Raw genomic sequence first — 26,559 nt, 5'->3', positions numbered from 1 at the left:
ATATAGACCGTAGGACGAATTGACTTACTTGTATGTCAGGCTCATGAAGGATGTAACTGCGATAGTAGATCTCGCACCCCCAACGAAGCTGAGTGCAGCTCTTTTGTAAGCTGGCCATCAAAGTCAATATATTACGGTAGGGCACCGAACAATGGAACATGCTGAAACACCTTCACGTAACAGCGACATGCTGATCGAACTGACTGCCGATGTGGTGGCAGCATATGTAAGTAACAATCCCGTTCCGGTAGGCGAGTTGCCCAACCTGATTGCAGATATACATTCCGCATTGGGGCGCGTGGGTGGTGCCAGCGAACAGGCCCCTGTCGACAAGCAAAAGCCTGCGGTGAACCCGAAGAAGTCGGTTCATGATGATTACATTGTGTGTCTTGAAGACGGCAAGAAATTCAAATCGTTGAAGCGCCATCTGATGACGCATTACGGATTGTCACCCGATCAGTATCGCGAGAAATGGGGCCTGGATGCAGGCTATCCGATGGTGGCACCGAACTATGCGGCCGCCAGGTCGCAACTTGCCAAGCAGATGGGGCTTGGACGCAAACGCAAGGCCCGCTAAGGCGTACGATCACTCGGGATATCCGCCCTGATCCGCGTTTTTGCGGCAATTTTCAGCCTCGTCCTGCTGGAATATCTGACGGGTAGTCCATCTACCAATTTCGAATCGATAGGGCGCGCTGGATCATGCTGATTTAGCGCGCGCGATGATCCTTTAAATCTCGACGTGCTTCAGCCTGTCGAGAGCGTGCTTTAGCGCGATATGGCGGTTCAGGTCGTAGCTCCAGTGCTTGCGAAGACCTTTGAGACGTTCGCGCTCGATCATGCGTTCGAGACGATTGATGATTTTCTTCTTCGTTTCAGCCGAAGCGGCAAGCGCGTTTGCAAGATCCACGCCGCAGATCAGGCGGCTTGCAACAATTTCGCCTGCATATGCGGTATTCGCTATCCTTTGCGCTGCAAAAGCTTCCGCCTCCTCGTGAAATAGCCCCATATCCGCAATCTCTCCATATTTCGATTGGGCAACTATCGGTGACGATGAGCGGATGGGGAGAAAACTGCGCGATATTTCACCTTGTGGATATAGAAAATAAAGCTGATTCAATGGGTTGTGGAAATTACGAGAATATTGGAGTTCTTTGTTTGTTCACACATCAGTGAATTGTGAATATAAGAACATATTCCTAATTATGGAGAATGTTCTCGTGCATGCCAACTCAGCGACCCTTTCAGATGATCGAAACCAATCGAGGACGGGAGCGCATCCCATCGTCAGTGATTTTCAATCGACGCCGAAGCGGCGCGATGAGTTGGCTATGGAAGTGTGCGAGTGTCTGATCGACATTGCATCGGCGTTGTTTTCCTTGTCTGGCAAGGAAATTCGCAAGCCCGGAAGAACGACGCTGCCGGTGGCCCGGGTCCGTCAAATCGCCATGTATGTGGCCCACGTCGTGCTTCGCTTGAATATGGGCGAGGTTGGCCGCGGATTTGGCAGGGATCGCACGACGGTGGTGCATGCATGTCAGCTTATTGAGGACATGCGCGACGATCCTGATTTCGATCGCGTTGTGCTGACGTTCGAACGTGTGGCGTCGGCGGCGTTCCGCAGCCGGATGGGGCTATGAGATGCGTCAGGATGATATGCTTGAACAGGCCGCTCGCCGCCTTTTGCGTTTCTTGTCCAGGGGACCGGCATCAGTGCGCCCAGCCGCGAACAATGGCAAAGTGCTGATTGAGGCGGCGGAGCGAGGGGCGATTTCGTTTGACCACGAAATTCTCGAATTGCTGGCATCGCAGGGCATGATTGTCAAAGCGACCCACAGTGTCGCATTGGCACCTGCCGGAGCGACGTTGGCCAATCAAATGGCTTTGAAAGGCAAGGACGGCCAGAGCCAGCGTGAGATCGGTGTCGCGCAGGTAGATATTGATGGTGGCACTCGCATCGTCCTGGCCAATCTTTCGGAATCTCCACTTGCCCAACTGGTTCGGCGCAAGACGAAGGCCGGCGTGCCTTTTTAACAATGGGCGAGTATGAAGCGGGAGAGCGGCTGAGGGCGGACTATACGCAGGGCCAGATCATGCCGCGTCTGGGTGCCAGTTGGGATGGCAGCGGCGCATCCGGGACAAAGGGCGGTTCGGGTGGAATTGCGGAACTGACGGACGCAGCACTTGGAGCGCGTTTGCGTGTGGAGAATGCGGTCGTTGCCGTGGGGCCGGAACTTTCAGGCGTTTTGATTGATGTCTGCTGCTTCCTGAAGGGTCTGGAGCGGGTCGAGACAGAACGCGGATGGCCGATACGTTCTGCAAAGATCGTCCTGAAAAGCGCGCTTGGTGTTCTGGCGCGCCACTACAATCCCGAACAGAAGATGCGCAATTCCAGCAATCGCAAGACGCTGCATTGGGGTGCGCACGGATATCGGCCAACGATTGCGTGAGGAGAAAAAAGGCAGTCAGGCGGTTTGATGAAGTGCCGTTTCGGCGTCGCGCACAATGCGTTTTACCATCGAGCGCAGGCCGTTGGCGCGCTGGGATGACAGATGTTCGTCAAGACCGAGCGTCTTCAGCGTTGCGTCGGCGTCGGGCTGGTTGATCTGGCTCGCATGCTTTCCTGAAAAGAGCGCGAGAATGATGGCGACCAGGCCACGCACGATATGCGCATCTGAATCGCCCTGGAAGGTGATGACCGGATCATCTCCCGCGCCATAAGCGGTGGTGAGCCAAACCTGACTGACGCATCCGGGAACCTTGTTCGCGGCGGTGCGTGCGCTGTCCGGGAATTCCGGAAGCGCTTCACCCAACTCGATCACATAGCGATAGCGGTCTTCCCACTCGTCAAGGAACGAGAAGTCGTCAAGAATTGTTTGAATGGTCGTTGCCATATCGAAGGATATAGACATGCGCCGTGACATCGTCACGAAAAAAGTTGTCGCGCCTTGTGAAAGAATGCGCTGGCCTCGGTGGATGATCCGGGCAGGATCGCCATCACTCAATCCTGAAGTGGCACGCTGCCGGTTATCGTCGACGTGTCGGGTTCGGGGGATGTGTCTTCGAGAACGTTGGCTGCAAGTTTCGCGGTTTGCCTGGCGCGCTCGGCGATTGTGTGCATGGCAGACTTGCCTGTCTCGCAAACATCCGGTTTGCGCTCGCAGATGCCGGCAATGTCACCGACGGCTTCCCGAGCCGCGACCAATGCCTGGATCGCGCCAACGCTTTCCCGGCCATTCTGGTCCGGTGCTACATCCAGCGGCAGTGCCAGAAGCACCAGTGAAAACCAAAATGCGGCTCTGATCAGAAATCCCATCTGTGTGCCCTCTTGTCGTGACCGGACTTTACGCCATATCGGCGCTCTTCCTTCTTCTGGGATCAGACTGACACAGGCAGGAAAAACCCCATTGCGCGCAACACGAAAATTTTCGTCAAATTTTAGATGATTTTGAAATAAAGCGCTCAATTTCGGGGTCAAGAACAAGTTGAACGTTGTTTTTTACCATTTGCTAACCATACAAGTTGCTGTTTTTATTGAATGTACAGGTCTGAATTGGCTTGTTCATGCGCGCGAGGAGGAAGTCCCCCGGCTCGAGATGGGCTAACCCTCCGTTTACTATGGCAACAATCCGCGCGGCAAATCAGGAAATAGGCCCCATTTTCGCACGATCAGACGGGTTTACCGTGGCCTGCTTTATCCTTTCCTTAAAGGCTGAATGCGAGGTTCGGGCTGAGTAAGAATTGATCCTCCATGATGGTCACAGTGAGTGCGTTGAGTTGAGTTCTGCCGCGACCCGATACCTTGAACTGCCAGATGCGATCGCCGCCGGTTGCGAACGCCTCGTGCATGCCTCGGTCGTGGACCGCGCTTGCCGCCAGCGTCACCGTCGTTTCATCGGCTTGATGCTATGTGCGCCTTTCATTGTGGCGGGCAGTGCAGTCACTCTGGTGACCGCCAATCTGGGAGCGTCTGTCACGCTGGCCGTGATCTTCGCAACATTCAGTATTTGCTGGCTGATAGCCCTTCTGGTGGCCGCGTCCGGTCGAATGAATGGCGCAGCCTGTCTCGCTCTGATGGCTGCGGTGCCTATGCTTGGTGGATTGATCGCCGCTGCTGGCGGTCTTGCCTCGCCAGTTGCCATATTGGCTCTTGCCCTTCCGCTGGAAGCAGGCTGGGTTTCTGGTTCTCGCCGACAGGCCATGTTGGGCGTGTTTGCCGCGCTTGGCGCCATCGCAATGCAATTCGCATTTGCCGGGATGCCGGCGCCGGATATGACAGGGCCCGCGGCCTGGCATTGGCTGCTGCCGTTCGCATGGGCAGGTACATTTGTTCCCCGTATCGCAGGATTTCGCCGTGATGCGGTGCCCGAACAATACAGGACGAGTGGCAACGACCTCGAACAAAGCCTCAATGCTGTTATATTGCGGGTTGCAAGGCAGGGTGACATCGCTGATGCCAGCGACAAAGCCCGCACGATCTTGAAATTGCCGCCCGAACTCCTCATCGGAACAGGTCTTTTCGATAGAATTCACCTGGCTGATCGCATTGCCTACCTGGAGGCATTGGCTGACATGCGTGAGGGAGCATCGCTGCGCAAATTGGAATTGCGTATTCGATTGCCCAAGGACGACTCACCTGCAATGGGCGACAATTATCGACCATTCGCGTTTGAATTGATGAGCGTCGCCGACAATGCGGACCTGTATGTCGCCGTGCTGCGTGAAAACAACGAAATCGTTGAACTGCGAAATGCGCTTTCGGAAGCAAACGAGACTTCTGCCAGCGCCGATGTTGCCAAAAGCAGGTTTTTGGCAGCAGTGAGCCATGAATTGCGTACTCCTTTGAATGCGATCATCGGCTTTTCCGATATGCTCTTGCATGAAATGTTTGGCCCCTTCGGAGATCCACGCCAGAAGGAATATGTCGGGCTCGTACGTGATTCCGGGCATCACCTGTTGGACGTGGTGACTTCCATACTGGACGTTTCGAGAATCGAGGCAGGCGCTTATTCCGCACAGCCAGAGCCATTCCGTTTTGGCGAGGCGGTTGAGATGTGCCGCTCGATGATGCAGTTGCAGGCCGAAACCAAAGGCATCAGCTTTGGCACGCGGATTGCGCAGGATGCCGGGGAGATCAACGCGGATCGCCGCGCTGTCCGTCAGATTTTGATCAATCTCGTATCCAATGCGATCAAATTCACGCCAGAAGGCGGTGAGGTGATGATCGGTGCCCAGAGGATTGGCTCGCGCCTGCATCTTTGGGTGCGTGACACGGGGATTGGCATTGCCGAGGAGGACCTTGGCAATCTTGGCCAGCCTTTCATGCAGGTCCACAATGATTACACACGCAGATTTGAAGGGACCGGACTGGGCCTGTCATTGGTAAAGGGACTGGTTGCCCTGCATGAAGGTACGATGTCGGTTGAAAGCATGCCCGGCGAAGGAACCACTGTAACGATCAGTTTGCCCGTCGATGGGCCGAAGGGCCAAGCCGAGAAACTGGTTGTACTGCCGCTGTCGTCTGAGCGGACCGATAAGGAGGATGCGAATGGCTCGCTCCGCAAAACGGCCTAGAAAGGCTGCACCTCGGCGCAACCGCCTGTTTCACGACGGTGCAATGGCACTGGGCGGCGCAGTTTCACGCAATCCGGTGCTTGTGGGTGGATCGACCGCTTTTCTTGTGACGCTGTTTTACGTGTCGGCAAATGCCTTGTGGTATCAGCCTTTCCCGCATTCGAGCGCGTTTTTCGCAACCCGAACCGTTCAGATAATGCCTCTGGCTCTTCCGGTAGAACCAGAGACCACCATCAACATTGTGCGCCCCGCTTCATATGCAGTGGCAAAGGGTGATCCGGTTGTTGAGCAGGTGCAGACCATCCTGACAAATCTTGGCTTTTATTCTGGCGGGATAGACGGGATTGCTGGGCCGAACACAAAAAGCGCAATAGCTTCATACCAGCAGAGGATCGGCCTCGATGCCTCAGGTGAAATAGATGGCGCCTTGCTCGATCAATTGGGCGCGACACCCACGACCGCCTCGGTCGTTCCAACGCCAACGCCGCGTGCGGGTGAGACAACTTCCATCGCCGCTGACAACAATGTGGTGGCTCCCGCGCCAGGATCGGACGTCCTTGTCTTGAAAATTCAGGCAGGATTGAAAGCGTTCGGCAACGAAGACATGCAACTCGACGGTGTATTGGGCGCGCGCACCAAGTCTGCCTTGCGCGAATTCCAGGCCATTTTCAGGTTGCCGGAAACAGGTGAACCCGACGAAGCCGTCTATACAAAGATGCGCGAGATCGGCCTCACCGATTGACAAGGGTCTGCTTCACGCTCACTGGCCGGGCATCCGGCTGACCCGATCCGCGACAGCCAGCAATATGATCAGGATCGCGAAATGCGCGTAACCACCGATCTTTGGGTTTCTGCCTTGATGCGGCGCGTTTTCGGTGCGGGCGGGTTTAGCGTCGTGATCAAACGCGGGGCAACTGAAGCCGGTGCCGTCTTTGTATTTGCAAGGGACAGGATCGGCGACGTCGAATTGTTCGGGCCAGCCCCGCAGACCAGCTATGATAGCGCCAAGCCCGACGACCGTTTCTTCTGTCCTGTCGGCATTGGCGAAGATGGCGAGGCGCTCGATAATCGGATCGAGAAGGAAAAGCGCTTTGATCCCGATATCTGGGTTGTCGAGATCGAAGTCGGATCAATTTCGATCGACGACCTGATTTCGATCAAGCGCTGAGTATGTCGCTGTTGATGAGTTGAGCAGTTGTTGCGTTGCCAGACGACGTGCTGTTGGCCGCTTGAGGCGATGCGTCCGTTGCCCTGCTTCTAATCTGATTGACAGCCTCTGCGCGGCTGAGGCGGCGATAGTGCTCCAGGAAGAGAAAAATGGCATGTGAGTACGAAAACATTCCCGGCGAGAGCGCAGCAGCAATGAGGAAAGCTTTCTCTTCGCAAAGATCAAGGGCACGCAGGCAGACGACCAGCAATGAGGGCTGCGCTGCGGTGGCAAGGGATTGCGCCGTTGAAAAGTCGACAGCGAGTGCATCGGCCAGCGCTGTGTGGAAAAATGCCGTGTTTCCGCTCAGCGCCGTGTCGAGCAACCTGGCATGGATTATTGAGTTGTCGCGCGCGCCGATTTGGCCCTCAACGGGAGGCTGATTGGCACGCATCATTGAACGTAGACGCAGTCGCGCATCCTCCACTGTAGTGGGCTGTTTGTGGTCGGCTTTCGATCCTGTTGCATCGGCGTTTTGCGTAAGCTCTCCCGAACTTGCCGTTTCCGCAGATGCGTGCTCGGGGCTGCGCCTTTCAAGTGCGCGTATGAGATGAGCGATTGCCGGATTGAGGTCTTTTCGCCGCGCTATGGCGCGCGCGTGCGGTAAGCCGTGAGCCCCGATCAGCGAAAGGAGATGCACTTCGTCGAGCAGTGCCGAGCGGATCAACAATGGAGCAGCAATCCCCACTGGCATCTCGCACAGGCGTTGCAAAAGTCCCATCGGCGCTTGTGTGCATTCGGAAAGCGTTGCCGCCGCATAGCGCAACGCTTCGGGCGATACGTCGGCGAGCAGCGGAAGTGTGAGGACGTCAACTTGCGCGGTTTCCCGGCGCGACGGACGTGTAAGTGCGCAGTAAGCCGAAATCACTGCGCGGAAAAGCCTTTCGGCCTTGTCTCTTTCACCCGTAATGGTGAGGTGTCGGAAATCCGAAGATGGCACGAGAGATACGCCTTGAAACACTCTACACAACACACGTCATGCTGGGCCGCCAATGTGTCGGCTTCGCCATGACCTGAAACAAAGATCAAATTAGCGGCGATCCGTTAGCGTTCCGTTAACTCTCTGGTGGCCTTATCGACATTGGAGGCGTTGCGTTGAGCTCCGGGAAAACCGAGAGGAATGCACGGATCATGGGCATAGTTTTGTCATTCATGCCGCGCCGAGCGGCTACCAATAGACCATCACGAGAAAGCGGAACCCCCGCTGCCGTAATCATCTTCCCTGGAGTGCGCTATGAGCGGCCTCGGGGCAGCGAGGGTGGAACCAGTGCGATGGATTCACGCAAGCCACAAACGCAAGTGAGAAAACCTGTGCCGCGTCATTAGTGCATGTCGCCCAAAAGTGTGCAGCGGTTTTGGGGCAACGACATGCACAAAAACAAAGGCTTGAAGCACCCTGCATATTACCCTTTAGGCGCGATGTTCTGGAGCATCGGCTCGAAAAGTGGGTGCCGGATTTCCACTCGCATCCTGCACGGTGGCGGGATCTCTCAAAAACCCTTGAGTTCACATACGCTTCGTTTCAGGAAGCGTGAGACAATGGGCTTCCAACTGTCGTCCGCCACGAAACTGCGAATGACGACGATCCCCTCATTGATCGGCGTTTCGATAAAGATTGAGCCTTCGAGATCTTCGGGTAGCTGTTTGCGCACCTCAAGCATTTGCGCTGGCGACAGAACCACGGCATCCAGATGGCCATTAACGGCACTATGATCGTTGAAGCTGTAGATGTTGTGTCCGTTGCGGTCATAGACGGACATGGACCAGAAAGGCACGATGTCGGGTGCCTCGATCTGAACGAGGCCGTCATTGAGATCGAAACGGCAGGCTGCGGCATAAAACAGCGGGTCGACCGATTTGACGACCGGCGGGCCGCCCGCTTCGGCATCGAGCCGCGTCATCTTGTAAAGATCGGACGACATTGCCAGTCTTGACCACGCATCGCGCTCCGAGAATTCCGGCACCAGGAGCAACACGACAATGTGGACAATGCCAGCGCCAACCAAGCCAAGGAGTATGGCGAATAGCAATCTACGCATGACAGCCGGACTTCAGGATTTGCGGGAGTTTGACATCGGACAAGCCGGTGCTGCTGGCAATCGGCGTATCGTAAAATGTCAGGACGAAGTACATTGCGCCAGTTCCCTGAATGGCAAGCCAGTTGCCGGGTGCAGGCTGGCTGTCAACTGAAATGGCGGCTGTATTGTCCGGTTGACGCAGTATTTGATAGGATTGCAAAGCCGCAGGGTGGGGTTTGCCGGTCTTTATCACATCGAGCGATTGGTCGGCTGCATACAGCGTCCAGAAACGGGCAATCGGAAAATCTCCCTTGATGACATAAGCACATTCACGCCGAAGCGCCTCGCCATCTGCATCGCTTTCGGCGACGAAGGCCAAGCCCTCGGCGCGGCCGAGAGCCAGCACGCCCTCACGCGCCACACGCGCTTTCGAATAGGGATCGGCGCTGGAAGTACCGGCATCTGGAAATGCGGTCCATTCGCCGATCGTGATGGCACCGATGCCCTTCTGGGCCTTGAGCATATACCAGACACTGGCTCCGCCTCCGCCAACAGCGAGCGTGAATGAAACGAACGTCAACAGGGCATTTTTGAGCATGCGGATCACGCAGTTGGTCTTGGCGTTGGCTGATATCGCGGGGTGGGGCCAAATAGCAAGCGACAGTGACACTTGGCGTATTGGCGGGGGTTATCGTTCATGATGCGAATTCGCGCACCGGTGTGTGAAAGCCATCAGAGAGCCGACAGGGTTTCGGGCTCGCCGACAGGTTCCAGGATTGGTGCAGCTTGGAAAGCCTTGCTCATCTCGCGCAACACCCGCGTCGTGCGATTGGACAAGACGGGTGGCCGCTCTGCAGCGGCTTTGTCGGCTTCGTCCTGAGCCCTCCGTTTTTCAGCTTCCGCTACCTTTGCTGCGGTTTCGGCATCGACATAAGGGTGCTCGATACCGGGAATGGGCTTGAGGTCGATATTTTGATGGGCGTAGGCCATCAGTCTATGCCAGATCATCGCCGGCAACGACCCCCTGTCACTCTGTTCGTTGGGGTATAATCGTCATTACCGAGCCACACGGCAGCAGTGTAATTGCCGGTAAAGCCGACATACCACGCATCGCGATAGGACTGGCTGGTACCGGTTTTCCCGCCAGAGACGATGCCCGGAAGGGCTGCGCGTCTCCCCGTGCCGATTACCGGAACCTGGACCAGCATCGAGTTCATATATTTGAGAGCCTGTTCGGTCAGAACCCGATGGGGTGGTGGGGCATCCTTGGCAAAGTCATAGATGACATCGCCAGTATGTGTAACGAGCTGGGTGATACCATGTCTGGTACCGACCATCCCGTTCTGTGCAAAGACGCTATACCCGGTCGCCTGATCCATGACCGTCATGCCTGATGTGCCAAGCACCATTGTCTTGTGGGAGCCCAGGTCGGACTCGACCCCCATAGCGATCGCTTTTTCCTTGATCGCTTCAATGCCGAGACTATCCTTGGCAAGCCGAACCGGAACGGTGTTGATCGATTTGACCAGCGCCGTCGTCAACGTGATGTTGCCGGCATAGGCCCGGTTATAATTTTGTGGCGTCCAATTGCCCCAGCGTACGGCTCCACCGGAGACGATCGAGTCCGGCGTAAAGCCGTTCTCCATGGCGGTCGCATAGACATACGCCTTGAAAGATGATCCGGCCTGTCGAAGCGCTTTCGTGGCACGATTGAACTGGCTTTCACCGTAATCGCGCCCGCCGACGATTGCCCGCACAGCTCCATTGGTTTCGATGACGACCATCGCACCCTGGCTGACGCGACGCTCCTTGCCGAACTGACGCAGATGAAATTCAAGTGATTCCTCCGCCGCCTGCTGGATATTGGGGTCGAATGTGGTGTGCGCGACAAGGGAATGTTGCCCCGATTTTTTGGCGAGACGTTTGACCTCGTCAAATGCCCAGTCGAGGTAGTAATCCGGGCTTTTCTTGTCGCCTCGATCGACCACATCGGCGGGATGTCTGCGCGCTTGCAGAACCTGGCCTTCAGTCATGAAGCCGCTATCGACAAGATTGCTCAACACGACATTGGCACGTGCTCGTGCGGCGGGAAGGTTGATGTGCGGCGCATATTTGGAAGGTGCCTTGAACAAGCCGGCAAGCATGGCAGCCTCGGCGAGGTTCAAATCCTTGACGCTCTTGCCAAAATAGAAGTCAGCAGCCGCCTCGATGCCAAATGTTCCACCGCCCATATAGGAGCGGTCGAGATATAGCTGGAGGATTTCCTTCTTTGAGAGATTGGCTTCAAGCCACACGGCAAGGAACGCCTCCTTGATCTTGCGTTCAAAGGTTCGTTCATTGGTCAGAAAAAGGTTCTTGGCTAACTGCTGGGTGATGCTGGAGCCGCCTTGCACGACCGAGTTGGCGCGCATGTTTTCCGACATGGCGCGCAACAACCCAAGCACGTCAATGCCGTAATGATCGAAGAAACGACGGTCTTCAGTGGCGAGAACTGCTTTGATGACGTGATCCGGCATCTGGTCTACCGGCACGGAATCGCGCTGGATGATGCCGCGCTGGCCGATTTCGTTGCCGTAGCGATCCAGGAAGGTTACGGCAAAATTATCCTGAACGCGCCAGTCGCCACGGGTATCCTGAAATGCCGGCATGGCAAGAGCCAACATAAGGACGGCTCCGACGGCACCTAATGTGAAGGCTTCGCTGAAGACTTCGATAAATCCTCGACGCCAGCCGCTAACGCGAAAACGCCTTGCGAAAATCGTGGCGGCTTCCCAGAACTCGCGGGCTTTGAAGCCGATCTCGTAAAGCGAGGAATCCAGCCATGCGTCGATAGCCAGCAGGAATGCCGCGATTGCGCCTCGTTTCTTCTGCGGTTTCAATGGACTGACCATTCGGAAATTGTCCGTCTGTGAAATTGGCTTGAACCATGAGGCCGCAAATCCGCCGCCAAGGCAAGCCGACTTCTTTTCACTCATTCACGCCATGTCGACAAGTGGCAATACCACCTTGACGTGCTGGAATTGATAATAGGGTTAAAATCCTAGGAATTAATTCTTGACAGCGTAACGGTGCTTTGGTAGTGTCTGGGTATAGTCACAAAAGTGCGAGCGACAGGCCACGACAGAGATAACGTGGTGGACGGAGTTGGTTCGCGCCTATTGGCAAATTCCCATCTTCAGAACGTCTTTCGAGTTTGGCGTTGGCAGGGTTTCCTCAACGGGAAATGCCAGCTCTTGCCTGCTGTCGTATCGGCGGTCCCGGGTTTCATGAAATTCTGGAAGGGTCCATGGCTGTTCACGAGCGGAGCGTGCGCGATTGCGCCCAGCGTGCCTTGTATGAGGGTACGAAAATGACCATCGACGTGCTGGCCAAGGCGAGCGGTCGTTCGCCGCAATCTTTAGCGCGGCAAATCAAACGTGAAGGCTGGGTGATAGTGCAGGCACCAACGCTTGGTGAGGGCGTGAGCGAGCGGTTGCGCGCAATTGCCGCCATGCTCCTGGGCAAGGCTGAAGCACTCAGCATTGCCGCCACCAGGGAGGGGGCAAGATCGACAAGGCGGAGATCGACGGTCTTGTCGCAATGATCCGCAGCCTTGAGAAAATTGGCGAAATCATGCAGCCGGATGCCGCTGCCAAAGAGAACCAGATCAAAGAAAATGAAGACTTGGCCGCCGTTCTCGAACGTATCAACGAGCGCATTGTCGACCTCGCAACGGAGCTTGCTGCGCATATGGTTGCGCAACCACCTGAAACCGCAGGTGGCGCAACGCGTCATACATGAATGGTTGTTGAAAGGCAGACTCAGCCAACTTCCCATGATGCCCGAGCTGCCGCAGACATGGCTGGTTACAGGTGGGCGCGGTTCAGGCAAGACAAGGCTTGGTGCTGAATGGGTGACAGGCTTGGCAAGAGGATTGCCACCATTTGCCGGAGCGGGCCGGAAATATGGCCTCATCGCCCTGATCGGTGAAACACTTGGCGATGTGCGCGAAGTGATGATCGATGGCCCCTCCGGCATCGCCACCGTCGCCCGTGGCGACCGGCCCCGCTACGAGGCGTCGAGGCGACGGCTTCTATGGCCAAGTGGAGCGGTGGCACAGGCATTTTCTTCGGAAGACCCGGAGAGCCTGCGCGGACCGCAATTTGAAGCGGCCTGGTGCGATGAACTGGCAAAATGGAAAAATGCCGAAGCGACATACGATATGCTCCAGTTTGGCCTGCGACTGGGCGAGCGACCTGTGCAGATGATAACCACCACACCGCGCCCGACGAGACTGATGAAGAAGCTGCTTGCCGATCCGGCCGTGGTGATGACACGTATGCGCACCGACGAGAACCGTCAGCATCTGGCGCCCGGTTTTCTGAAGACGGTAGAGGAGCGTTACGCCCGAACCAGACTGGGAAGACAGGAACTCAACGGCGAATTGGTCGAGGATCGGGAAGACGCATTGTGGTCGCGTCAGATGATCGAACAGGCCGCCATTTCAGATGGTGGTGCGCTGCGCCGCATAGTGGTGGCCGTCGATCCGCCTGCCAGTTCACGTAAAACCTCGGACGCCTGTGGCATCATTGCAGCCGGGCTTGATTGTGTGGGCGAAGCCGTTGTTCTGGCCGATGCGACGGCTCATGCGGTCAAGCCGCAGGAATGGGCAGCCAAGGCTGTTGCCCTTTATCATAAGTTGCAGGCCGATTGTCTGGTTGTCGAGGTGAACCAGGGCGGCGAAATGGCGACGGCGGTGATCCGTACAGTCGACCCCGATGTTCCGATCAAGGCGGTAAGAGCGCGGCGTGGCAAATGGTTGCGCGCTGAGCCGATCGCTGCGCTGTACCAGCAGGGCAGGGTGCATCATGCGGGCAGATTTGCCGAACTGGAAGATGAAATGTGCGATTTCGGCACGAACGGCCTGTCCAACGGCCATTCGCCCGACCGAGTTGATGCTCTGGTCTGGGCGATTACGGAACTGATGCCCGAGCAATCGGCGAAACCGCGTATCCGCGACTTTTTATAGAACAGGAACTGATATGGCTTGGAAATGGCCCTGGCCTCGCTCCGCGGGGAACGCCGGTGCGCGCACTGAATTCAAAAGTACGGCACCCGGCGGCTTCATAGCATTTCACGCGCAGGGCGACGCCCAATGGACGCTGCGCGACTATGCCACGCTCGCTCGCGAAGGCTTCATGCGCAACCCGATCGTTCACCGCGCGGTGCGCTTGATCGCAGAAACGGCCTCGGCGGTTCCGTGGTTGCTTTATGAGGGAGCGAGCGAACTGGAAGCTCACCCGCTGACCGATTTGCTGGAGCGCCCGAACCAGCGCCAGTCCGGCGCGACATTCATGGAAGCCCTGTATGGACACCTCCTGCTGGCCGGCAATGCCTATGTCGAACTGATAGATGCGGGCAATGACGCGCGCGAATTGCACATGCTGCGCCCCGACCGCGTTTCCGTTGTCACCGATGCGAGCGGTTGGCCCGTCGCACTGGATTATCGCGCAGGCAGTACGCACCGACGCGTCACATTGGGGCAGACGCAACAAGGCGGGGGCGCGCATCTGACGCTCTTCCATCCGCTGGAGGACCACTACGGCTTTCCGCCACTCGAAGCGGCATTGATGGCCCTCGATACCCACAATGCCGCAGGGCGTTGGAACAAGGCGCTGCTCGACAATTCGGCACGCCCTTCAGGTGCGCTGGTCTATGCGCCGAAGGAAGGCGGAAATTTGAACGACGACCAGTTCGATCGTTTGAAAGCGGAACTGGAGGAGGGGTATTCCGGCGCGACGCGGGCAGGCAGGCCGCTGCTTCTGGAAGGCGGACTGGACTGGAAAGCGATGGGCCTGACGCCCAAGGATATGGATTTCGTAGAGGCCAAACATTCGGCCAGCCGCGATATCGCACTGGCATTCGGCGTGCCTCCGATGTTGCTCGGCATACCGGGCGACAACACTTACGCAAATTATCAGGAAGCGAACCGCGCTTTCTACAGGATGACGATCCTTCCTCTGGTTGCGCGTACCGCGAAGGAATTGTCGGTGTGGCTTGGCGGTGCTTTCGGCGACACTCTTCGCCTCTGGTACGACGCGGACCGCATCGAAGGGCTGAGCGGTGATCGTGATGCGCTATGGGCGCGCGTCGATGCTGCTTCCTTCCTGAGTGAGGACGAAAAGCGCGATGCCGTCGGCTATCAGCCCCGCTCGCTCTAAATCCCTGTTGCTTACGATTGCGCGGCGGTTGTCCGGGACAACGACACGCATGAATCCCTTCAGAAACGACGTGCTCTGGACGCTCACGCGAGGAGGTGCAATTTGCCATGACTGACATGTCCCAGACGAACTGGCTTTGGATTGCCAGAGGCGCGGGCGCTGTCGCAGGATCTGCGATATCGCTGGTCTATCTTCTTCCCCACGGACGACGTGAAGCTGCCTCGCGCTTTGCCATCGGCGTGGTCTGTGGCCTGGTATTCGGTGGAACAGCTGGTCTGAAAATAGCGTCGGATTTCGGCATCGAAAGGATCATTGGTCCCATTGAGCTGATGCTGATGGGATCGGCCGCTGCGAGCCTCTGCGCCTGGTGGGCGCTGGGCCTCATCATGCGTGCATTCGAGCAGAACTGGCTCGTGGGCAAAACTCAAGACAAGAATGTGGAGAATGGCGATGAGCGCTGAAGCTTTGGCGCGGGCATGCGAGCGCAAATTTGTCGATCTGGTGCTCGACAAGGTCGATCAGGATGGCAGTTTTTCCGGCTATGCGAGCCTGTTTGGACGGCTGGATCTCGGCAAGGACGTGGTAGAGCGCGGTGCCTTTGCAAACGCGCTGCGCACACGCAAGGCATCCGGCATCCGTATGCTTTTTCAGCATGATCCGAACGAGCCGATCGGGGTGTGGAACGAGATCAGGGAAGATGCCCGCGGCCTGTTCGTGCGCGGCCAGCTTACCCCGAACGTGGTGCGTGCCAGCGAGGTGTTGAGCCTCTTGCGCAGTGGCGCTCTTGATGGGCTTTCAATCGGCTTTCGTCCCGTCAAGGTGAAACGCGATCCGGCAAGCGGGGTTCGGCGCATATTCGAGGCCGATCTATGGGAAATTTCAGTTGTTACATTCCCGATGCTTCCGGGCGCACGCATCCAGACGGTCAAGGGACAAATTGCCCGACCCCTGCCGACTGCCAGCGAATTTGAACTGTGGCTGACCCGCGATGCCGGGCTGTCGAAACGCGATGCCCGAACCGTCATTGCGAAAGGTTTCACCAGCCTCGTGCGCAAGCGAGACGCTGCGCCGGGATCATCACAAAGCCTTGCGGCGCGTATCCGCGAGGCAACACGCATCATCAACCCAAGAGGAAACTCCATATGAATGCAAGGCAACTGGCCGGGCCGATCGAGACGAAATCGGCGACCGGTGAATATCTCGATCTGAAAGATGCCTTTGGCGAATTCATGAACACGTTCGAGGCATTCAAGGAAAGCAATGACGAGAAACTTGCTCAACTTGAGGAGCGTTTGAGCCCCGATGTGCTGACCAGCGAGAAGGTGGAGCGTATTTCGCATGCGCTTGATGAGCAGAAACGTGCCATCGATAATCTGTCACTGAAGAAGATCAGGCCGGCGCTGGGGCGTGATAGCCAGACGATGCCATGCGAACACAAGAATGCCTTCGATGCCTATATGCGCAATGGCGATGATCGCTTGCTGCGTTCGCTCGATACCAAGGCAATGTCTTACGGCTCAGGTCAGGACGGCGGGTATCTGGTGCCTGCGCAAACCGAAACGGAGATTGGCAAACGGCTATCCGCGCTGTCACCGATCCGCTCGATTGCGTCGGTCAGGCAGGTCTCGGCTTCGGTCTTGAAAAAGCCGTTCTCGGTGAGCGGCCCAGCCGTTGGTTGGGTCTCGGAGACGGCAGCCCGACCGCAAACGAATACCGCCACGCTCGCCGAATTGCAGTTTCCGACCATGGAGCTTTACGCCATGCCGGCGGCGACGCCTTCGCTTCTCGAGGATGCTGTCGTCGACCTCGATCAATGGATATCGAGCGAGGTTGAAGCAGCCTTTGCCGAACAGGAAGGTGCTGCCTTCGTCACAGGTGACGGGACCAGCAAACCGAAAGGGTTTCTCGATTACACCAAGGTTGCCGAGAGCGCATGGGCGTGGGGTAGCCTGGGCTACACTTTGACCGGTGTGTCGGGTGACCTTCCAGCTTCAGATCCTGCGGATGTTCTGATTGATACCATCTATGCGCTGAAGGCTGGCTATCGCCAGAACGCCGACTGGGTGATGAACCGCAAGACGCAAGCCGCCATGCGCAAGATCAAGGATGGTGACGGTAATTATTTGTGGCAACCGCCGTCAGCGCCCGGCCAGCGGGCTCTTTTGATGGGTTTCCCCGTGGTCGAAGCCGAGGACATGCCCGATATTGGCAGTGACGCAACGCCGATTGCTTTTGGCGATTTTGCGCGTGGCTATCTGATCGTTGACCGGGCAGGCGTGCGAGTGCTGCGTGATCCGTACTCCGCCAAGCCATATGTCTTGTTCTACACCACCAAGCGCGTGGGCGGCGGCGTCCAGGATTTCGACGCCATCAAGCTCCTGAAATTCGGCACGGCGTAAATAACAGTTTGGCAGCGGGCCACTCCTCCCCTGCCAATTTGCCTGCCGATACGGCTCCGGCTGATCAGCCGGAGCCGTTCACACTCCCAAACAAAGGTACTTGAATGACGCTCATCCGAACGGTCGATCCAACGGCGGAGCCTGTGACGCTTGCCGAAGTGAAGGGTCATCTGCGCCTCGATCATACCACTGAAGACGACCTGCTGAACGGGTTGATCCGCGCTGCCCGTGAGGAAGTAGAACGCACCACGGCAATGGCCTTGATCGACCAAAGCTGGCGTTTGACATTAGACAGATGGCCAATTGGCGGCCTGGCCAAGATCAAGGTTCATCCGGTGCGAACCATCACCTCGATAACCGCCTTCGGGACCGAAGGGGAAGCTTCGCTGATTGACCCTTCCACTTATCAGGTCGATAGCATCTCGCGGCCTGCGCGGGTTCGCATTGCCACGCCCATACAGCCATTGCGCGCAATGAACGGGATCGAGATCGATTTTACCGCGGGCTTCGGCGAAGCCGGGACGGATGTTCCCGATTTGCTACACCGAGCCATACTATTGCTGGTTGCACATTGGTATGAATTCCGCACGAGTTTCGGGCCGGGCGATCAGCCTGTTTCCTACCCTTTCGGCTACGAGCGGATTGTCGCCGGCTATCGGGCCGGGAGATTGTGATGCGGGTTACCTTTATCGATCCGGGATCATTGCGAAGCGAACTGATCTTTGAAGCACCTGTCAGCGCACCTGATGGACTTGGTGGATTCACGGAAAGCTGGTCGGAAATTGCGGTTGTTTTTGCGCGGATAGAGCCGCTTTCGGCTGAACGCAGTTATGGCGCGGACAAAGCGCAGGAAACACTTTCGCATCGCATCACATTGCGCGCCCGCGATGACATCGCCGGTGGCATGCGCGCGCGCCGTCAAGACCGCGCCTTCGACATTGTGACGGTACACGATCCGGATGAAACCGGACGCTATCTGGTGTGCAGGGCACGGGAGGTGGTGCAGTGAATGTGACGATGACATTGACACTGGACGGTCTCGTGCGGGCGTTGCGCTGGAAGGCTCACGACGTTGCAGAAGAAGTGGAGCGCGAGAGTATCGTTAAAGACGGATTGTCGCCAAGGCAAATGGCTGCATCACGGGATGCGGAGAGCATCCAAACGAGGAGGTCGAGCGATGATCGCGGTAGCCGCTGATCTGCAAAAGGCGCTATTCGAGGTGCTGTCGGGCGATGGTGCTCTGTTGGCGCTACTGGGTGGAGCGAAAGTTTTCGATTCAGTTCCGGCAAATGCTGCATTTCCCTACATCGCCTACGGCCGGAGCAGCATTTTTGATTGGAGTACGGCAACTGAAAATGGAGCCGAGCAACTGTTCACACTGCATATCTGGTCGAAAGCCAGAGGCAGGAAGGAAGTGCTCAATATTATGGACGCGGTGCAAAAAAGTCTCGACCAGGTGCCGCTTGACCTTGATGAGCACCGCTTGGTCAATCTGCGATTTGAGTTTGCAGATATTCGCTATGACGACGATCAATCCGTGAACCACGGCCTTTTGCGCTTTCGCGCGGTTACCGAACCCGCGATCTGATCGCGCCGGGTCCCAAATCAATTCAATCATCATAAATCAGGAGGTCCGAAATGGGCGCACAGAAGGGCAAGGACCTTCTTCTCAAGATCGATTCCGATGGTGCCGGAACATTTGTATCCGTTGCCGGGTTGCGGTCAAAACGGATCGCTTTCAACAGCGAGACGGTTGACGTCACAGACGCCGATTCAGCCGGACGCTGGCGTCAATTGCTGGCCGGGAGCGGCGTACAGCGTACCGCAATCAGCGGCTCTGGAATTTTCAAGGATGCGCAATCCGATGCCCTGATCCGCGCGCACTTTTTTGCCGGCGAAATCGTTGATTGGCAGCTTGCCGTTCCAGATTTTGGCGTTATCTCTGGTGCATTCCAGATCACATCGTTGGAATATACCGGCGTGCATGATGGCGAAGTGACCTTCGAGATGGCACTCGAATCGGCGGGACCGATCGAGTTTGCGGTGACAACATGAGCGCCAACCATCGCCGGGGCGAGATTTGCGCGGAACTCGACGGCAAGACGTACCGGCTTTGCCTGACGCTCGGCGCGTTGGCCGAACTGGAAGCAACATATGCCGCTGATGATTTGGCGGCACTGGTCGAGCGCTTTTCCGGCGGACGGCTCTCGGCGCTCGACATGATCCGCATCATTGGTGCCGGATTGCGGGGGGCGGTGTCGATATGGATGACAATGCCGTTGGCGCGATGAGCAGCGAAAAGGGCGCGACCGGTTTTGCCGAGACGGTCTCCGAACTGTTGACCGTGACGTTTGGTGCGGCACCGGGGACACCTTCGCCCGCAAACCCCTAGACGCCGCAACGGACACGAAGCCGACCTTTCCATGGGACGATATCATGGCGATTGGCTTCGGTTTGTTGCGGCTTACCCCAAAGACGTTCTGGACAATGACTCCACGTGAATTCGAACGCGCGATGAGCACGCTTTCGCCTCGTAGAAATGTGCCGCCAGGGCGGGGCGCGCTTGCCACATTGATGCGTGCATTTCCCGACGCTGCGCCTGCCTGCAAGGAGACTGGAATTGGCTGAAGACGTAACAGTGGCCATCAAGGCCGACACGACCCCATTTCAGGAGGCGCTGGAGAATTTGCAGAAATTATCAGGCGGCTTTGGCACTCAATTGGCGGGTGCCTTAAAGGGGGCTGCGGTCAATGGCAAGCAGCTTGACGATGTCTTGCGTCGGGTCGGTATGAACCTTGCCGGCATGGCGTTGACGCAAGGCTTGAAACCATTGGAAAATCTGACCGGTTCCATGTTTTCAAACCTTCTGGGTGGCCTGCCGGGCCTAAAGCCTTTCGCAAAAGGCGGCGTGCCGGGACATGCCACGCCTTTCGCCGCCGGAGGGGTGGTGTCTTCGCCCACCTATTTCCCGATGGGCGATCAGGTCGGCCTGATGGGGGAGGCCGGGAGTGAGGCGATCCTGCCATTGCGACGCGGCGCTGACGGCAGTCTTGGCGTCGCGGCAGCGGCGGGGAGCAGCCCGGTCAATGTGGTGTTCAACGTAACGGCCCATGACGCCGCATCCTTCCGAAAATCGGAAGCACAGATCACCGGCATGCTGGCGCGTGCCGTCTCGCGCGGAACCCGAACCTTTTAAGGATAGAAATGTCGGATCTGGAAAGTTTTCACGACGTACGATTTCCGCTCCCCGTTTCATTCGGCGCGACCGGTGGACCGGAGCGCCGCAACGAGATCGTTTCACTGACGTCGGGGCGCGAAAAGCGTAACGCGCGCGTTTCGCAATCGCGTCGTCACTACGATGTCGGCACCGGCTTGCGTTCGATTAACGATCTTCACGAGGTAATTGCCTTCTTTGAAGCGCGTCGCGGTTCCCTACATGCTTTTCGCTTCAGAGACCCCTTTGACATGAAGTCTTGCTCGCCGGACGAAACACCATCGGCTGAGGACCAGCTTCTGGGTGTTGGTGACGGTGAAACCGACCGATTCGTGCTGGTAAAAGTTTACGGGACGGGTGCCGATGCCTATCGCCGGTCGATTGCTACGCCGGTTTTGCCGAGCTTGCTTGTTGCGGTAGCAGGTGTGGAACTGTCCTCGCCGGCGGACTTTGAATTTGACGCATCAACTGGCGAGATCGTCTTTGCACCCGGTTCAGTCCCCGGCGTGGGGCAGGCAGTCACTGCCGGTTACGAATTCGATGTTCCGGTGCGCTTCGACGCAGAACGGATCGCGGTCAGCCTGAAAGCATTCAAGGCGGGCCAGATATCTTCGATACCACTTATCGAGGTGCAGTTGTGACGAATTATCCGCAAGCGCTTGCCGACCATTTCGCACGTGACGTAACGAGCGTGTGCCAATGTTGGCGCTTGACCAGAAAAGACGGCGTAGTGACAGCCTACACCAATCATGACCGAACGCTTGTCATCGACGAGACGGCGTTTGAGCCGGAAGCAGGGTTCAGCCCCAGCGAGGCACGTCAATCGCTCGGGCTTACTGTCGATACTGTCGATGTGGAAGGTGCGCTGTCTTCCGAGCGTATCCGTGATGAAGACATTGCGGCGGGCCTGTATGATGACGCCAAGGTGGAAACCTACCTCGTCAATTGGCGCAAGCCGCAGGATTTCGTACTCGTGCGCACCGCAACCATTGGCAAGATGACTCGCAGCGACAATCATTTCGTGGCGGAACTTGAAAGTTTGGTGCACAAACTCGACCAGCCCAATGGACGCTATGTGATGCGCACTTGCGATGCTGGGCTTGGCGATGGCCGCTGCGGCGTTTCACTTGATCAATCGACTGTTAAGGCATCAGGGGGTGTCGTTGGACAGGCATCATTGGACGCGATCCGTGTTTCAGGGCTCGCTGCCTTCGAGACAGGCTGGTTCTCGCATGGCAGGCTCACCTGGACGAGTGGTGCAAGAAACGGGCGCACTGAACAGATTGTCGATCACCGTGTCGATGGTACTGGCGTGTTGCTCGTTCTTCAGCCTTCTGTTGGCGCCGCATTTGAAGTTGGTGATCTGTTCAGCGTGTCCGCAGGTTGCGACAAGACCTTCGCGACATGTAAGGAAAAGTTCAACAACGCATTGAATTTTCGAGGATTTCCACATCTACCCGGAAATGATTCCGCATACGCATATGTGACCGATGGTGGAAATTTTGACGGAGGCCCAGTCGTTTCGTAATGACGCATCCTGTTGGAACTGACATTGGGGCCACTGGCGCAATTGTCACCGAGGCATTGTCCTGGGTTGGGACGCCATATCGCCATCAGGGCGATTGCAAGGGTGTTGGCTGCGATTGCCTCGGGCTGATCCGAGGCGTCTGGCGGGCGCTCTATGGCACGGAAATCGAGGTTCGCGATGATTATTCGCCGGATTGGGCCGAAGTGCGCACCGGCGAAAATATGCTTGCCGGAGCGCGCCGCTATTTCCATGAGAAGCACGTCTCGACGCTAACCCCGGGGGATATGGTGCTTTTCGATGGCGTGCGCACGCACCAGCAAAGCACGCCGGTATCCTGATTGAAGAAACACGCTTCATTCACGCTTATCAAGGCGGTGGCGAAGTCGTCATGTCGACGCTCGTGCCGCAATGGCGTCGCCGCATTGCCGGCGTCTTTGCATTTCCTCGGCAATAAGCCGGTCTCCATTTTCCGCACAATCACTCTACTCCCTTCAATCCAGCGCCGGAGTCTTTCATGGCCACAATTCTCCTGCAGGCAGCGGGCGCCTATCTGGGCGGGTTTTTCGGATCAGTTGGCGGCGCGATCGGTTCGGCTGTCGGTGCGCTTGCCGGCTACACGTTCGATCGAGCCCTTATCAATAGCACGCAGCATATCGAAGGACCGCGGCTGGCGAGCTCCCGCCCGTTCTCAGCGGAGGAAGGCGTTGCGATTCCGCGCCTTTACGGCACAGCGCGTCTTGGCGGTGTGCTGATTTGGGCGACACGCTTCGAAGAGAGCAGGACGACGAGGCGACAAGGGAAGATGGGTCCCAAGGTCACGGAGTATTCATACTACGCCAACGCTGCATTCCTGCTTTGCGAAGGCGAGATTGCGAGCATTCGGCGCGTGTGGGCTGATGGACAGGAACTCGACCAGGAGAATATCGAACTCAGAATCTATCGCGGCAATGAGGCACAATCAGCGGACCCGCTGATCGAGGCAAAGCAAGGCACAGGCAATACGCCCGCCTATCGTGGTAGCGCCTATGTCGTAATTGATCGTCTGGATATCGGGCCATTCGGCAACCGCGTCCCGCAATTGCAGTTCGAGGTTATCCGGCCCGTCGGTAAGCTGAGCAAAGCCGTCAAGGCGGTTTCCTTGCTTCCGGGTTCGACCGAATATGGCCTTTCGCCGGTGGCTGTGACCCGCCAGACCCGGCCAGGCGAGCGCCAGGCGCTCAATCGCAACGTTTTGTTTGCGGGAACCGACATTGCGGCCTCTCTCGACGAACTGCAGGCGACCAGCCCGGACTTGCGCCATGTCGCGCTGATCATTGCCTGGTTTGGGGATGATCTTAGAGCGGGGCACTGCAAGATCAGGCCTGCCGTGACCGACTCAAATGGTGCGGGTCTTTCCAGCGAATGGGTCGTGTCCGGTATTGCAAGAAATGCCGCGCACGTCGTTTCGCAACATGATGGCGCTGCCGCCTATGGTGGGACGCCGTCCGACCAGAGCGTGCTCGACGCTATTTCCGAGATAAAGGCGCGTGGTCTCGGCGTGACGTTATATCCGTTCATCATGATGGACATTGCCGATGGCAATGGTCTGCCAAATCCTTATGGCGGCTCTGCCCAGCCGGACTATCCGTGGCGCGGGCGAATTACGTCTGATCCGGCCCCCTACCAAACCGGTTCGGCAGACCAGACGGCGCAGGCGCGTTCGCAAATAGCGTCATTTTGCGGTGATGCGCTTTACCCGCAGTTTTCGCCAGCTGGCAATACGGTTGAATTTACCGGATCGGCTGATGATTGGGGCTATCGGCGCTTCATCCTGCACTACGCACATCTGGCGGTCGCCGCAGGAGGGGTCGATACGTTTCTGATAGGCAGCGAGTTGCCGGGGCTGACGACGTTGCGCGATGAGGCTGCCGCATTCCCTTTCGTTGAGCAACTGTCTGACCTTTGCACTCATGTTCGCACCGTGATGGGTTCCGCAACGCATATTACCTATGGCGCGGACTGGAGCGAGTATTTCGGATTTCACCCGGCTGACGGCAGCGGCGATGTCTATTTTCACCTCGATGCCCTTTGGGCGCACCCGTCCATGGATGCTGTCGGGATCGACAATTACATGCCGCTCGCCGATTGGCGCGATGCTGATTATTCAGGTGACAATCCAGACGGTTTTGCCGGTCCCTATGATCCGGCAGGGCTCAAGGCGTCAATTGCCGGTGGCGAAGGCTTCGACTGGTATTATCCGAGCACCGAAGCACGAGCGGAACGGACACGGGCCCCGATTACCGACGGAATGGCCGGAAAGCCGTGGGTCTACAGATACAAGGATATTGTGAATTGGTGGGCAAATTCGCATCATGAACGGGTCGGCGGCGTCGAATTGACGACACCCACGGCGTGGGTTCCGGCCGGTAAGCCGATATGGTTCACGGAATTGGGTTGTCCGGCCGTCGACAAAGGTCCGAACCAGCCCAATGTTTTCCCCGATCCGAAATCGGCGGAGAACGCATCTCCGTATTTTTCGCACGGTGGCCGCTCGGACATTGCACAGCACCGCTTTCTGGAATCCCATCTCGGATATTGGGATGACGCCGTGCCCGATTTCGACGACGTGTGGAACCCGGTATCCTCTGTCTATGGTGGCCGCATGGTCGATGTGTCGCGCATCTACCTATGGGCATGGGATGCGAGGCCATTTCCCGCGTTTCCCCAACATAGCGATCTGTGGACGGATGGGGCCAACTGGAGCAGGGGCCATTGGTTGAACGGCCGGCTGGCAAATCCGGACGTGTCAGCTTTGATAAACGCTATTCTGGCCGATCATGGTCAGCCGCAAGCACTGGTCGATGACGTGGATGGAACGGTCCACGGCTATGTCATAGCGGACCCGACGACACCACGAGCCGCCCTTGAGCCTTTGCTGGATGTCTTCGATTTGAATGTGATTGAAGATGCCGACCACCTGATTTTCAGACAGACAAGTGCCCGCAGGTCGTCAGCCACCGAGATCACGGAACTGGCAATGGAAGAGGACGCGCCAATCGTCGAGGCGGTTCGCTCGCCCGACCACGAACTTCCTGTCGAAGCGATGTTGGCATTTGTCGACCCGCTTACGCAATACCAGTCGGGTTCGGTAAGGACGACGCGACAAGAAGCGATGGGACGCAGGCAAAAGACGATCTCGTTTCCAGGGGTGCTGGACAAAGGGCAGGCCGTTGCTTTGCTCGATGATTGGTTGAAAAGAACATGGTTCCAGCGTGAAGCCGTCACCTTTTCCGTGGCTCAACCCCGAACAGATATTGTTCCAGGTTCAATCGTCAGATTGCCTGCGACCGGCAATGGCTCCGATTTTCTGGTTACCGGCATAGAAGATGGGCTGGTGCGAAAAGTGTCTGCCCGTCAGGTAGCACGTGTTGCTCCGACCCCGTGGCGAGAACTCGTATCGCCAGCGCCCACGTCGACTTTGATTGCTGCCGGGCAACCTCACGCCCTGTTTCTCGATCTGCCGACGGGATTGGGAATTGGTCCATTCCAGGATCAGTTCCGCGTGGCCGTTTGGCAAAAACCGTGGCGCGGACAGGCACTCTACGTTTCGCCGGAAGATACCGGCTTCGTATTGCGTGAACTTATTTTGAAGCCCGCCCGCCTTGGTCGTTTGACTGAAGTGCTTGCGCCGGGGTTTGAAGGCCGGCGCGACAGGCTTGGCTCGTTAAAGGTTGAATTGTTCGATGCGGAAGTCGCAAGCGTCAGCACGCTTCAATTGCTGAACGGGGCCAATGCAGCGGCAGTGAAGTCTGCCTCAGGTATCTGGGAAATCCTGCAATTTCAGTCGGCGCAGGAGATTGCACCACAGATATGGCAGCTTTCGCATCTGCTTCGCGGTCAACTTGGGACCAGCGATGCCATGGCGGCTGGAGCACCGGCTGGAGCCGATTTCGTTATCCTCGACAGTGCCGTAGAACCTGCGGGCTTACAGCCAAGTGAAGCGGGTTTGACGCTCAATTGGCGGATCGGGGCCACCGGTTCCGATCTGTCCGAGGCCAATTTCATAACGAGCAGCCAGACAGGTGGCCGTCGCGCTCTACTACCGCTTGCGCCAGTGCATTTGAGAGTGAAACGGGTAGGTGCCGATTTAGCGTTGTCGTGGATAAGGCGTGGGCGTGTGGATGCGGACAAGTGGGAAGGCAGCGAAATCCCGATCAGTGAGGAGACGGAAGAATATCAACTTCAAATTGCCTCGACCGCAGGGGCCATGCTGCGCACGCTAACGACTTCCGAACCTGGGTGGCTTTATTCATCAAGCGATATCGCCATGGATTTTGGGGCAACGCCGACGCAATTCGACATCACTGTGCGCCAATTAAGCATGGCGGTCGGTTGGGGTGTTCCGGCCACGTCCCGCGTCACAGTTTCATGAAAACCGAA

Annotated in this window: 31 protein-coding genes and 2 pseudogenes; 26 read left to right on the top strand and 7 right to left on the bottom strand. The window is 57.1% G+C overall.

Annotation, left to right across the window (positions count from 1 at the left end; all coding sequences use genetic code 11):
- Positions 1-151 precede the first annotated feature (151 nt).
- Positions 152-577, top strand: a complete 426-nt coding sequence (locus AC0L7S_RS02265) for a Ros/MucR family transcriptional regulator (protein ID WP_473472883.1) — start codon at positions 152-154, stop codon at positions 575-577.
- A gap of 153 nt (positions 578-730) precedes the next feature.
- Here the strand turns inward: AC0L7S_RS02265 and AC0L7S_RS02260 are convergent, their stop codons facing one another.
- Positions 731-1,009 (bottom strand): cytoplasmic protein, encoded by a 279-nt coding sequence (locus tag AC0L7S_RS02260; RefSeq protein ID WP_473472882.1) that lies wholly within the window; start codon positions 1,007-1,009, stop codon positions 731-733.
- A 145-nt stretch (positions 1,010-1,154) separates the two neighbouring features.
- On the opposite strand from AC0L7S_RS02260, the gene AC0L7S_RS02255 reads away from it, so the two are divergent.
- From AC0L7S_RS02255 to AC0L7S_RS02245, 3 genes are read left to right on the top strand one after another with little or no spacing between them, the layout of a single operon-like run.
- Positions 1,155-1,640, top strand: coding sequence for a helix-turn-helix domain-containing protein (locus AC0L7S_RS02255; RefSeq protein ID WP_473472881.1), 486 nt, complete (start codon positions 1,155-1,157; stop codon positions 1,638-1,640).
- Between the two features lies 1 nt (position 1,641).
- On the top strand, positions 1,642-2,034 hold the full coding sequence (locus AC0L7S_RS02250) for a hypothetical protein (protein ID WP_473472880.1): 393 nt from the start codon (positions 1,642-1,644) through the stop codon (positions 2,032-2,034).
- Positions 2,035-2,036: 2 nt separating this feature from the next.
- Positions 2,037-2,450: a DUF6456 domain-containing protein gene (locus AC0L7S_RS02245; RefSeq protein WP_473472879.1), complete on the top strand. Its 414-nt coding sequence runs from the start codon at positions 2,037-2,039 to the stop codon at positions 2,448-2,450.
- A 15-nt stretch (positions 2,451-2,465) separates the two neighbouring features.
- On the opposite strand, the gene AC0L7S_RS02240 is transcribed toward AC0L7S_RS02245, so the two are convergent.
- Together AC0L7S_RS02240 and AC0L7S_RS02235 are read right to left on the bottom strand one after the other, a co-directional pair.
- Positions 2,466-2,894: a SufE family protein gene (locus AC0L7S_RS02240; protein WP_473474144.1), complete on the bottom strand. Its 429-nt coding sequence runs from the start codon at positions 2,892-2,894 to the stop codon at positions 2,466-2,468.
- 107 nt (positions 2,895-3,001) lie between these two features.
- Positions 3,002-3,316 carry a DUF5330 domain-containing protein gene (locus tag AC0L7S_RS02235; RefSeq protein WP_473472878.1) on the bottom strand — a complete coding sequence of 105 codons (315 nt, stop codon included), beginning with the start codon at positions 3,314-3,316 and terminating at the stop codon, positions 3,002-3,004.
- A 503-nt stretch (positions 3,317-3,819) separates the two neighbouring features.
- Here AC0L7S_RS02235 and AC0L7S_RS02230 point away from each other — a divergent pair.
- The 3 genes from AC0L7S_RS02230 to AC0L7S_RS02220 all read left to right on the top strand — a co-directional run bounded on the left by AC0L7S_RS02230 (position 3,820) and on the right by AC0L7S_RS02220 (position 6,742).
- The gene (locus AC0L7S_RS02230; RefSeq protein WP_473474143.1) at positions 3,820-5,574 is read left to right on the top strand and encodes a PAS domain-containing sensor histidine kinase; all 1,755 of its coding nucleotides are present in this window, start codon (positions 3,820-3,822) and stop codon (positions 5,572-5,574) included.
- Complete coding sequence (locus AC0L7S_RS02225) at positions 5,549-6,316, top strand: peptidoglycan-binding domain-containing protein (RefSeq protein WP_473472877.1); 768 nt, start codon at positions 5,549-5,551, stop codon at positions 6,314-6,316. Before AC0L7S_RS02230 ends, AC0L7S_RS02225 begins: the two co-directional genes overlap by 26 nt.
- Positions 6,317-6,397: 81 nt before the next feature.
- Entirely contained in the window at positions 6,398-6,742 is a 345-nt protein-coding gene (locus AC0L7S_RS02220; RefSeq protein WP_473472876.1) for a DUF1491 family protein, read from the top strand.
- Here AC0L7S_RS02220 and AC0L7S_RS02215 read toward each other — a convergent pair.
- From AC0L7S_RS02215 to AC0L7S_RS02200, 4 genes and pseudogenes are all read right to left on the bottom strand, one after another.
- Positions 6,732-7,721, bottom strand: coding sequence for a hypothetical protein (locus AC0L7S_RS02215; protein WP_473472875.1), 990 nt, complete (start codon positions 7,719-7,721; stop codon positions 6,732-6,734). The genes AC0L7S_RS02220 and AC0L7S_RS02215 overlap by 11 nt on opposite strands.
- Positions 7,722-8,271: 550 nt before the next feature.
- On the bottom strand, positions 8,272-8,820 hold the full coding sequence (locus AC0L7S_RS02210) for a DUF1254 domain-containing protein (RefSeq protein ID WP_473472874.1): 549 nt from the start codon (positions 8,818-8,820) through the stop codon (positions 8,272-8,274).
- The gene (locus tag AC0L7S_RS02205; RefSeq protein ID WP_473472873.1) at positions 8,813-9,397 is read right to left on the bottom strand and encodes a DUF1214 domain-containing protein; all 585 of its coding nucleotides are present in this window, start codon (positions 9,395-9,397) and stop codon (positions 8,813-8,815) included. The genes AC0L7S_RS02210 and AC0L7S_RS02205 overlap by 8 nt, the downstream gene beginning before the upstream one ends.
- Before the next feature lie 134 nt (positions 9,398-9,531).
- Positions 9,532-11,690 (bottom strand): annotated as a pseudogene (locus tag AC0L7S_RS02200) (transglycosylase domain-containing protein).
- A 395-nt stretch (positions 11,691-12,085) separates the two neighbouring features.
- Between AC0L7S_RS02200 and AC0L7S_RS02195 the strand changes: the two are divergent.
- The 19 genes and pseudogenes from AC0L7S_RS02195 (at position 12,086) to AC0L7S_RS02105 (ending at position 26,551) form a co-directional block, all read left to right on the top strand.
- Positions 12,086-12,382, top strand: coding sequence for a hypothetical protein (locus AC0L7S_RS02195; protein ID WP_473472872.1), 297 nt, complete (start codon positions 12,086-12,088; stop codon positions 12,380-12,382).
- Complete coding sequence (locus AC0L7S_RS02190) at positions 12,379-12,579, top strand: hypothetical protein (RefSeq protein ID WP_473472871.1); 201 nt, start codon at positions 12,379-12,381, stop codon at positions 12,577-12,579. Before AC0L7S_RS02195 ends, AC0L7S_RS02190 begins: the two co-directional genes overlap by 4 nt.
- Entirely contained in the window at positions 12,521-13,807 is a 1,287-nt protein-coding gene (locus AC0L7S_RS02185) for a DNA-packaging protein (RefSeq protein WP_473474142.1), read from the top strand. Before AC0L7S_RS02190 ends, AC0L7S_RS02185 begins: the two co-directional genes overlap by 59 nt.
- Before the next feature lie 13 nt (positions 13,808-13,820).
- Positions 13,821-14,999: a phage portal protein gene (locus AC0L7S_RS02180; RefSeq protein ID WP_473472870.1), complete on the top strand. Its 1,179-nt coding sequence runs from the start codon at positions 13,821-13,823 to the stop codon at positions 14,997-14,999.
- A gap of 107 nt (positions 15,000-15,106) precedes the next feature.
- On the top strand, positions 15,107-15,460 hold the full coding sequence (locus AC0L7S_RS02175) for a DUF6107 family protein (RefSeq protein ID WP_473472869.1): 354 nt from the start codon (positions 15,107-15,109) through the stop codon (positions 15,458-15,460).
- On the top strand, positions 15,450-16,145 hold the full coding sequence (locus AC0L7S_RS02170; RefSeq protein ID WP_473472868.1) for an HK97 family phage prohead protease: 696 nt from the start codon (positions 15,450-15,452) through the stop codon (positions 16,143-16,145). The genes AC0L7S_RS02175 and AC0L7S_RS02170 overlap by 11 nt, the downstream gene beginning before the upstream one ends.
- Entirely contained in the window at positions 16,142-17,398 is a 1,257-nt protein-coding gene (locus AC0L7S_RS02165) for a phage major capsid protein (RefSeq protein WP_473472867.1), read from the top strand. Before AC0L7S_RS02170 ends, AC0L7S_RS02165 begins: the two co-directional genes overlap by 4 nt.
- Positions 17,399-17,502: 104 nt before the next feature.
- Positions 17,503-18,072 (top strand): head-tail connector protein, encoded by a 570-nt coding sequence (locus AC0L7S_RS02160; RefSeq protein ID WP_473472866.1) that lies wholly within the window; start codon positions 17,503-17,505, stop codon positions 18,070-18,072.
- On the top strand, positions 18,072-18,407 hold the full coding sequence (locus AC0L7S_RS02155; RefSeq protein WP_473472865.1) for a phage head closure protein: 336 nt from the start codon (positions 18,072-18,074) through the stop codon (positions 18,405-18,407). The genes AC0L7S_RS02160 and AC0L7S_RS02155 overlap by 1 nt, the downstream gene beginning before the upstream one ends.
- Before the next feature lie 168 nt (positions 18,408-18,575).
- Positions 18,576-18,986 carry a DUF3168 domain-containing protein gene (locus tag AC0L7S_RS02150; RefSeq protein WP_473472864.1) on the top strand — a complete coding sequence of 137 codons (411 nt, stop codon included), beginning with the start codon at positions 18,576-18,578 and terminating at the stop codon, positions 18,984-18,986.
- A 50-nt stretch (positions 18,987-19,036) separates the two neighbouring features.
- Positions 19,037-19,453, top strand: coding sequence for a phage major tail protein, TP901-1 family (locus AC0L7S_RS02145; RefSeq protein ID WP_473472863.1), 417 nt, complete (start codon positions 19,037-19,039; stop codon positions 19,451-19,453).
- Positions 19,450-19,689 (top strand): gene transfer agent family protein, encoded by a 240-nt coding sequence (locus tag AC0L7S_RS02140; protein WP_473472862.1) that lies wholly within the window; start codon positions 19,450-19,452, stop codon positions 19,687-19,689. The genes AC0L7S_RS02145 and AC0L7S_RS02140 overlap by 4 nt, the downstream gene beginning before the upstream one ends.
- Positions 19,662-19,790 carry a hypothetical protein gene (locus tag AC0L7S_RS02135; RefSeq protein WP_473472861.1) on the top strand — a complete coding sequence of 43 codons (129 nt, stop codon included), beginning with the start codon at positions 19,662-19,664 and terminating at the stop codon, positions 19,788-19,790. Before AC0L7S_RS02140 ends, AC0L7S_RS02135 begins: the two co-directional genes overlap by 28 nt.
- A gap of 44 nt (positions 19,791-19,834) precedes the next feature.
- Positions 19,835-20,026 carry a phage tail assembly chaperone gene (locus AC0L7S_RS02130; protein WP_473472860.1) on the top strand — a complete coding sequence of 64 codons (192 nt, stop codon included), beginning with the start codon at positions 19,835-19,837 and terminating at the stop codon, positions 20,024-20,026.
- The gene (locus tag AC0L7S_RS02125) at positions 20,019-20,594 is read left to right on the top strand and encodes a phage tail tape measure protein (RefSeq protein ID WP_473472859.1); all 576 of its coding nucleotides are present in this window, start codon (positions 20,019-20,021) and stop codon (positions 20,592-20,594) included. The genes AC0L7S_RS02130 and AC0L7S_RS02125 overlap by 8 nt, the downstream gene beginning before the upstream one ends.
- 8 nt (positions 20,595-20,602) lie before the next feature.
- The gene (locus AC0L7S_RS02120; protein WP_473472858.1) at positions 20,603-21,253 is read left to right on the top strand and encodes a phage distal tail protein, Rcc01695 family; all 651 of its coding nucleotides are present in this window, start codon (positions 20,603-20,605) and stop codon (positions 21,251-21,253) included.
- Positions 21,250-22,140, top strand: coding sequence for a DUF2163 domain-containing protein (locus AC0L7S_RS02115; RefSeq protein WP_473472857.1), 891 nt, complete (start codon positions 21,250-21,252; stop codon positions 22,138-22,140). The genes AC0L7S_RS02120 and AC0L7S_RS02115 overlap by 4 nt, the downstream gene beginning before the upstream one ends.
- Positions 22,140-22,594: pseudogene (locus AC0L7S_RS02110) on the top strand (NlpC/P60 family protein). Before AC0L7S_RS02115 ends, AC0L7S_RS02110 begins: the two are co-directional and overlap by 1 nt.
- A 60-nt stretch (positions 22,595-22,654) precedes the next feature.
- Positions 22,655-26,551: a baseplate multidomain protein megatron gene (locus tag AC0L7S_RS02105; protein WP_473472856.1), complete on the top strand. Its 3,897-nt coding sequence runs from the start codon at positions 22,655-22,657 to the stop codon at positions 26,549-26,551.
- Positions 26,552-26,559: the final 8 nt, after the last annotated feature.

The organism is Mesorhizobium sp. G2-6-1 (assembly GCF_055809095.1).
The sequence above is the reverse complement of the archived record's forward strand: the minus strand, read 5'-3'. Positions and strand labels throughout refer to the sequence as shown.